Raw genomic sequence first — 8,085 nt, 5'->3', positions numbered from 1 at the left:
TTGTTGCTTTACAAGATTTTTCCACTCACCGGAAGTTTTACGACTCATACATTGCTCCTTTTATTAGTTGGAGCAAGTCTAGGGTTAATGTTTAACTTAGGATATGTGCATTTGGCTAGACGTTCACCCTGCACCTTCAAGTGGAGCGGGTATAAATAAAAAATCCCTGTAGGTATTTAACCTATCAGGGATTTTTAAAACGTTTTAGGTTTTAGGTTTGGCTAATTTTAAAAATGTACTGTTGCGCCAGCAAATATACCTTTAAATTCCATATCAGCATAAACATCATCAATATCTTCGATGTCCATTTTAACGACTTTATAGCCTATCTCTAAATCTAGATCTACCGCTAGATTATCTAATAGCGCATAACTAACACCTGCTTGAAAGTCATAGATACTACTATCGTCATAGCCAGTATAATTTCCTTGAGCGAAAACATTAAAGCCAGTAAAAGGCAAGCCAATAATAGCTGAGCCATAAAGCATAGGCACTACTGCGGTAAACTCTTCATTTGAAAGAGATAACACACCGATATCATCAGTGATACTAATGTTTCCATCGATATCACGGGCGGTTATACCAATATCAAAAGTAATTAAGTCATTATCAAGAATTTCATAATAAAAGGTATAATCGATGTAACTCACATCAAAAACGGTATCAACTGTGGTGTCAACTGGATAAGAGATATCACCAAATGAAAAATCATCTTCTGTGATGGTTGTTTGCCCGTCTGTATCTAATACTGTTGATGAAATTTTTATATTTGGAATTAATGGAATAGGATGCTCAAGTGCAATATAAAAGCTGCCTTGTTGTTGATCATCAAAGTTAAAGTTTTGTGAAATAACCTCTCCTGATGTTGAGCTTTTTTCACCAAAAGTTCCGGTTGTTTGCACATCCCAAACGTGACCACCTATATATAAACCTAACAGTGTGTCTGCTTGAACACTCGCGGTTAACAGTGTTGCTAGACCCGCTGCGATTATTGTTTTCTTCATTATTATTACCCTTTTCTTAGTAGTTCATTTAAATCAATTAATGCGGCATTGGCGCGTGAAATATAATTGGCCATCACTAAAGAGTGATTAGCTAAAACACCAAAACCATCGCCATTTAGCACCATAGGGCTCCATAAGGTGTGTTGGCTAGTTTCTAATTCACGAATTATTTGCTGTAAGCTGATCTTAGCATTTTTCTTTTTTAAGACACTATCAAAATCAATCTCTATTGCTTTTAAAAAATGCAATAAGGCCCATGCTGCGCCACGTGATTCATAAAAAACATCATCAAGCTGCCACCAACTGGTTCTTAACTGTGAATGAGTTGCTTCAGCAGAAGATTGCTTCGCCACATTATCTCCGGCTAAATCAGTATTTATTTTGTCTTTACCAACACTTGCGCTTAAACGTTGCGAATAACTACCTAAACGTTTTTGTACTTCATCAAAGTATGCCGTTAAGTTATCAGCACGGGCGTAAAATTGTGCGGTATCATTTTTAACTTTACTAATGCCAACTAATGCATTTCTGTAATCGTACAAACTATCAATGGCTTTTCTATATTCTGATTCAGCACTTGGCATCGCCCAGCTTTTATTATCAATATTAAACATAGGTTGTGCCTTAGTTATATGTTTATTTTCTAATGATTGTGATTGGGAGCGACTAAAGTCTTTACGTAAAACTAATGCCATATCTCGCACCATTTGTAGCACACCAAACTCCCAAGCTGGCATATTGTCTAACAAGATACCTGGTGGTAAAGCATCATTAGATATATAGCCGCCGGGCTTATCCAAGATGGTTGACGCTACTTTAATTAGCGTGGTAGTCGTTGCATACCCAACAACCGGTGCTACGTTATCAGCTGTTGCCGCAATAGTGACTTCATGCTCAACATCAATTGGCTCAACGCCTAAACTCCAATAAACACCAACAACATAAAAAAGTATAAAAATACCAGTAACGGTAAAGCCAATGGTTTTAGCTGAGAAATTCATTTTCATTTTTTACTCCTAATAATGCGCTAATGATGATGTGAATGCTTTACGGCTGAGTTAGCTGTAGCTTCCTGCGCTCTTTTTTCCTGCAAAGGGCTATAAACAGGCACCTGTATTGTAACCGGTGGACTATTTGAAAAATTTAAGGTAAGTTCAACTTTTTGTTGTGCTTGTAGGGGCTTTTTAACATTAAATAACATTAAATGTAAACCTGATGGCTGCAATACAATGCGTTGCTTAGCTTTGATATCAATTGAGTCTAACTGACGCATACGCATCATGCCATCCGACATACTATGTTGATGAATTTCGATACGCGATGAAATTTTACTGTTAGCTCCCAGTAAAGTCACTGTTTTTTCACCTTTATTTTCTATTATCATATACGAGGAAGTAATAGTGGTTCCCGGTATTGAACTACGAATATAAGCCTGCTCAACTGAAATTAATAATTTTTGCCCTAGTCCTATTTTTTCATTAGATAACTCATTGGCAATCCCGAAAAAAGAACAAGTACAAAGTAGTGATAATAATAAATATAAATGGTTATTCTTCATCTGTGGCTATACTTCCCTTTTAAGACCCCTTAAAGTTAACCTTATCATTCTTCGCAAAGTAACAAAATGACTGACTTTATAATAACGAAAGAAAATCAGGGTGTTTTTACTATCATTTTAAATCGTATTGATAAAAAAAATGCGTTAAATAATATTATGTATAAACAGCTTTGCCAGCATTTTAACTATGCTAAAAATAATGACAATATACACTGTGTATTAATTCACGGTGATGAAAACTGTTTTTGCGCTGGCAATGACTTGCAAGACTTTATTGCATGCTCAGAAGATGATTCCCTTGCCGCGCTAGATTTTGTGAACATATTAAACGTATTCACTAAACCCATTGTCGCGGCAGTTGCCGGACCTGCCGTTGGTATTGGCACCACATTATTACTACATTGCGATATGGTGATTGCCGCCAATAATACAAAATTCAAATTACCTTTCACTCAGCTAGGCTTGTGTCCTGAAGCTGGCTCAACCTTATTATTAACGAGACTTATTGGTCAAAATCGCGCCTTTGAATTAATGATATTAGGCGATACTTTTAACGCTGAACAGGCCAAAGAATATGGTATTGCCAATCAAGTTTGCCAGCCTAATGAGCTATTAAGCATTGCTGAGAAAAAGGCTCTTACTATTGCTTCATTACCTAGCGATGCAGTGATGACCAGTAGAAAGCTTATTCGCCAAGCGACGCAATTATCGTTATCTCAAGTCATAGAAAGCGAAGGTAATGAATTTTCTCGTTTAGTTAACACTGATGCTTGCAAAGAAATTATGTCGATGTTTTTTAAAAATAAATAACGCTTTTAACTATCCGTAGGGCTTTACACTTACTTTGTCAGTTTAAAACCTCGTTTTCTCTTTCACTATGACGACTAACCGTATTGCGTTTCTTTTTTGGTAACTTTATCGCGCGTCACCAACCAAATAACAACCGCAGCTAACAATACTGGCCAAAACACACCAATTGCCACCATCGCTACCGAGCTTAGAATCAGTAGGCTAATAAAAACAAACGAACCAAATACACTTAATACTATTGCCAATGCAATTAACACTAGAATAACGGTTGCCACTGCTGATACGCCTATTGCTTTTAAGGGTTCAATTAATTCACCGTCCATATAAACATTAATATCAAGTAATTCTAAAAAGCTAATACCTAACGCATAGGTTAAAAATAACGTTGCAAAAATGGCCAATAATAATGATTTGAAAAATGTCATCCGTTCCTCTCTTAATAACTAGGGTTTGTTGTTCTTTACTGATTACTGATATGTATTTTCTGGTAATAACACACTAGCGACAACATAAGCCACACCCATTGCAACAGGTAACATAATTAATGCTGCAATAGCGGCAACTCTAATGACAAGTCGTGGATAATCGTAGTACTTAGCAATTCCAGCGCAAACCCCTGATAATTTTTTATGCGAACCATCTTTAGATAACCTTTTGTTAACCGATTGACTCGATGAATACTCTCGTTCATATAACATTATTTTACTTGCCTATGTACATGGCTCAGGACGTCATCCCCGCGGTGTATTAATCGGGGATCCAGTTTCTAAAAAGTGATGGATCTTCGATCAAAGACTTCAAAGATACGCTACATGGATGGTGTTATTAGACAATGCAGGAGCATATTGTCCTGAGGTTTACAGCAAGCTCCTGAGTTAACTACATAGGCATGTTATTTTATTCCTTACTCACTTCACTATTAAGCAGCACAATAAAGCTTGCCTAGCATTTTTTTAATAACCAACAGTGTAATAAACACATTTTTATAACTACGCTGCCGCTAGCTTCTTTTTCATTTCAGCCAATGCTTGCTCTATCGTTTGTGATTTAACTATTACAAGTGCTATGCCAACTATCGAATACCTTCCATTAAACTGATTTTTAAAGATAAAATAAAACCTATCATCTATAAGCTTCAAAAAGACATAATATCTTACGCGAAAAGTTAGTTAAATTAACCATTGTATTTGTCAAATTGACCACTACATAAAGTCAGTATCAATAATAGTCAAAAGCCCTACGGTTTAATGTTCGGTATAACGTAAGGGCACCCATTCAAGTTATTTCAAAAAGCAGAGTTCAGTTAAGATCAGAGGTGGGTGTTCTGGGCTGCAAAGGTTAGGAAGAGGTATAATTAAGGTTTATTTATTCAAAGAACATAACAAGGTATATTGAAAATACAGTAATATTGATTTAACTAACTAATTTTTAGTTGTTTTTTTACAAAATAGTCATTTAAAAATACAGGCTAATAAATAGCAGAAATTAAATTTCTCGATTTAGAGACAAGCATTCCCTAAACCGAGATTATGTTCACTTAAATTTGATCGTTAAGCATTGTCACTTTAGCAAAAGCCTGCTTTAACGTATTACCATTGGCACCGTCTTCTCTGGCAGATTCACTCAGATAACGACGAAATTGACGAGCACCCGCTAAACCATTACACAGACCTAACATATGCCGTAATACGTGCCAAGCTCGAGGGTTACGGTAGGCATTACCCTGTTCAAGGGTTGAACTTACATAAGCATCAACATAATCAGCCATTGAATTAATGACTTGCTGTCGAGAAATAACCTCTTTTTCAACACCGTAAATTTGTTGATCCGCTTGTGCCAATAAATAAGGGCTATTATATATTTCACGACCAATCATCACACCATCAATGTGTTGTAAGTGATTATTAGCCTCCGCGAATGTTTTAATGCCACCATTGATAGATATTTCTAACGCAGAAAAATCTTGTTTTATTTTATATACACGCGCGTAATCAAGTGGTGGAATATCACGGTTTTGCTTAGGACTTAAACCAGTAAGCCAAGCCTTTCGAGCATGAATGATAAAATGCTGACAACCCGCTTGTGCCACTTGATCAATAAAAGTGTGCAAAAACTCATAACTATCTAAATCATCAATACCAATACGAGACTTTACCGTAACTGGCACCTTGCTGGCTGCTTGCATTTCATTAACACAATCAGCAACTAAGCTAGGTTCAGCCATCAAGCAAGCGCCAAAACGACCATTTTGTACTCTATCTGACGGGCAACCAACGTTAATGTTAATTTCATCATAGCCATACTGTTCAGCAATTTTAGCGCATTCAGTCATCGCTTTAACATCACTACCACCCAATTGTAAAACTAACGGATGTTCTACATTGTTATAAGAAAGATAATCCCCTTTACCATGTAATATAGCGCCCGTGGTGACCATTTCTGTATAAAGCACAGTATGTTCTGACATTAAACGATAGAAATATCGACAGTGACGATCGGTCCAATCAAGCATGGGCGCAACGGATAACTTGTGAGAAATCATAAAGTTAATTACAAACCATTTGAATTTAAAGTGAATTTAAAGTGAATTTAGCCATTGAAAATAACGACTAATATATTGGCGGATTATACGATTTATCTTGCTAATAAACAAAAAAATTATCACTTAATACATGAGCATATAAGACACATTTTCTTGTTAGGCAAAACAACTTCCTAAGGAGTGATATTAGTGAGTATAAAGAAATTGACTTATTTTCATGCCATTTAAAAAGCCCCTGCATAAATTATGAGGAGCTTTTTCTAAATAATATTTAGAGCTTTATAAGCTTTAAGCTCTTGGAGGGCATCCCTGAACAAGTAGAGCTACATTAGCAGCTGCTTTTGCATTTTCGTAATATGAACTGGCATTCGCTTTAGAGCCTTGCTCAATCACTAATCCTGACATCGTTGCTATTTGCTCAAGCGCTGCAAAAGAGGTTTTATCTGCTTCATAGGCAGAAAATGCGGCATTTATTTGTCCACAAGAATAACTATTAGCGAAACCTTTTGAAGACGCATTTTGCAGCTCCGTTGCGGTTTGGCATCCTGTTAGTGTGGCGAACATTGAAATTAAAAGTAAATATTTCATACTGAATTACTCTGTAATTGGAAGCAGAGTAATCTCTACTCTTCTATTAAGCTCTTTACCAGCCTCTGTATCATTACTAGCAACCGGATGAGTTTCACCGAAACCAGTCACCTCGATTCTATCAGTAATAACACCAACAGCTTTGAAGTAGGTAGAAACAGACTGCGCGCGGCGTTCTGACAAACGCTGATTAAGCGCATCCGAACCCGTACTATCAGTATGGCCAGCAACCAATATCAAGGTTTTGTCGAATTCTTTTAAGACTAAAACAACTGAATCTAAAATAGATAGAAAACTTTGATCAATATCGGCATTACCTGAAGCAAAGGTAATGCTGCTAGGCATAATCAGATTAATGTTATTACCGTCACGTTCAACACTGACGCCCGAACCACGTAATTGTTTTCTTAGTTTAGCTTCCTGGGTATCCATGTAGTAACCGATACCACCACCAATCGCAGCACCACCCGCTGCAGCCTTTAAAATTCTACGATTTCTTTTGCTTATATCATCTTCATTTTTGTTGGCTAGATAAGCAGCCACTGCTGCAACACCAGCTCCAATACCAGCCCCTTTAGCGGTATTCGTCACCTTTTGCTCACCAGTATATGGGTCAAAAGTAGTACAAGCGCTTAGGGCTAGGCAAATAATCAGAGAGATAATAAATATTTTCATTTTTTTCCTTAAATTATTGATTTATGATTTTTAGTTTTAAGTGTCTGCTTTAGATAACCTGCCACTATTCTTTATTTTGCCTTTTACTTTGTCTTCGCTCTTTTTCAATATACCCTTTTGTACCCAAACAAGAACAGGGTTGATGATGGCATTTTTTACAATTGAAAAACGTACAAAGGCAAACGATGACTTTTTATCGCTGTAAACTCGTTGCTAAATAAAACAGCGCGATTATACACCGATAATATAAAACATTCTTCAAAAAGAGTTAGCAAGAACGTTAGATAAAAAGAATTAAAGAAATTGAAAGTGATGAGCTAGGAATAAAAAACTATTCCACTGCATGAGTTATTAGATCTATATTTTGGAAACGCTCACTTGTGGGATAATTAGGTAGGATTAAGCTCTATGTTATTCAATTAAAAAGCCAAGTTATTGGCCATAAGAATTTAAACATATCGTGGCAAGTTTATACGCAACTGTTTCCACATAAGTTACATGACAAATTCAATCAATAATCAAAAGCAATTAAAAATGATTACTCAGGCTCTGGAATATCAGGAGGAGTGTAAAAATTGTAATCAATTGAACTATTCCAAGATAACAATAATTGTTTAAATTCTAAAAATTCGCTTTGGGTGGCGAAATCCTTAAGTGCTTTTTGGGAAAGCTCATTGAAACGCTCATAATCTTCCATGTTCATAATCATCTTCCATGATAGAGATTCATTTGTGAACACCGATCTAAACCCGCCACTATTTGATCTGGTTTAATGGCATTGGACACTTTGATAAAGGATAATATCCTAGTTAATCGAGGTGTTTATGAATCAAAAACGACAATACAAAACTTACACGAAAGCATTTAAAGAAGAAGCTGTAGCTTTAATTATCGATCAAGGTTACACA

Annotated in this window: 10 protein-coding genes; 1 reads left to right on the top strand and 9 read right to left on the bottom strand. The window is 36.2% G+C overall.

Annotated features, from left to right (window positions below; translation table 11 throughout):
- Positions 1-227 precede the first annotated feature (227 nt).
- Genes DWA31_RS15825 through DWA31_RS15815 form a run of 3 tightly spaced genes read right to left on the bottom strand, consistent with a single transcriptional unit; the run spans position 228 to position 2,562 of the window.
- Positions 228-1,004, bottom strand: coding sequence for a TIGR04219 family outer membrane beta-barrel protein (locus DWA31_RS15825; protein ID WP_114327541.1), 777 nt, complete (start codon positions 1,002-1,004; stop codon positions 228-230).
- Between the two features lie 5 nt (positions 1,005-1,009).
- Complete coding sequence (locus DWA31_RS15820) at positions 1,010-2,011, bottom strand: DUF2333 family protein (RefSeq protein WP_114327540.1); 1,002 nt, start codon at positions 2,009-2,011, stop codon at positions 1,010-1,012.
- A gap of 20 nt (positions 2,012-2,031) precedes the next feature.
- Positions 2,032-2,562, bottom strand: a complete 531-nt coding sequence (locus DWA31_RS15815; RefSeq protein ID WP_114327539.1) for a copper chaperone PCu(A)C — start codon at positions 2,560-2,562, stop codon at positions 2,032-2,034.
- 66 nt (positions 2,563-2,628) lie between these two features.
- Here DWA31_RS15815 and DWA31_RS15810 point away from each other — a divergent pair, with 66 nt between their 5' ends.
- Positions 2,629-3,372 carry an enoyl-CoA hydratase-related protein gene (locus DWA31_RS15810; protein WP_114327538.1) on the top strand — a complete coding sequence of 248 codons (744 nt, stop codon included), beginning with the start codon at positions 2,629-2,631 and terminating at the stop codon, positions 3,370-3,372.
- Between the two features lie 74 nt (positions 3,373-3,446).
- Here DWA31_RS15810 and DWA31_RS15805 read toward each other — a convergent pair whose 3' ends face one another.
- From DWA31_RS15805 to DWA31_RS17265, 6 genes are all read right to left on the bottom strand, one after another.
- Positions 3,447-3,797, bottom strand: a complete 351-nt coding sequence (locus DWA31_RS15805; protein WP_114327537.1) for a hypothetical protein — start codon at positions 3,795-3,797, stop codon at positions 3,447-3,449.
- A gap of 42 nt (positions 3,798-3,839) precedes the next feature.
- Entirely contained in the window at positions 3,840-4,070 is a 231-nt protein-coding gene (locus tag DWA31_RS15800; RefSeq protein WP_114327536.1) for a PspC domain-containing protein, read from the bottom strand.
- A gap of 839 nt (positions 4,071-4,909) precedes the next feature.
- Entirely contained in the window at positions 4,910-5,914 is a 1,005-nt protein-coding gene (gene dusA / locus DWA31_RS15795; protein ID WP_114327535.1) for a tRNA dihydrouridine(20/20a) synthase DusA, read from the bottom strand.
- Between the two features lie 288 nt (positions 5,915-6,202).
- Positions 6,203-6,502: a hypothetical protein gene (locus DWA31_RS15790; protein WP_114327534.1), complete on the bottom strand. Its 300-nt coding sequence runs from the start codon at positions 6,500-6,502 to the stop codon at positions 6,203-6,205.
- A 6-nt stretch (positions 6,503-6,508) separates the two neighbouring features.
- Positions 6,509-7,177 carry a YiaD family glycine zipper/OmpA-like lipoprotein gene (locus DWA31_RS15785; RefSeq protein ID WP_114327533.1) on the bottom strand — a complete coding sequence of 223 codons (669 nt, stop codon included), beginning with the start codon at positions 7,175-7,177 and terminating at the stop codon, positions 6,509-6,511.
- 538 nt (positions 7,178-7,715) lie between these two features.
- Positions 7,716-7,880 (bottom strand): hypothetical protein, encoded by a 165-nt coding sequence (locus tag DWA31_RS17265; RefSeq protein ID WP_168427373.1) that lies wholly within the window; start codon positions 7,878-7,880, stop codon positions 7,716-7,718.
- Positions 7,881-8,085: the final 205 nt, after the last annotated feature.

The sequence above is a fragment of the Candidatus Colwellia aromaticivorans genome (assembly GCF_003333305.1).
Lineage (GTDB): Bacteria > Pseudomonadota > Gammaproteobacteria > Enterobacterales > Alteromonadaceae > Colwellia > Colwellia aromaticivorans.
The sequence above is the reverse complement of the archived record's forward strand: the minus strand, read 5'-3'. Positions and strand labels throughout refer to the sequence as shown.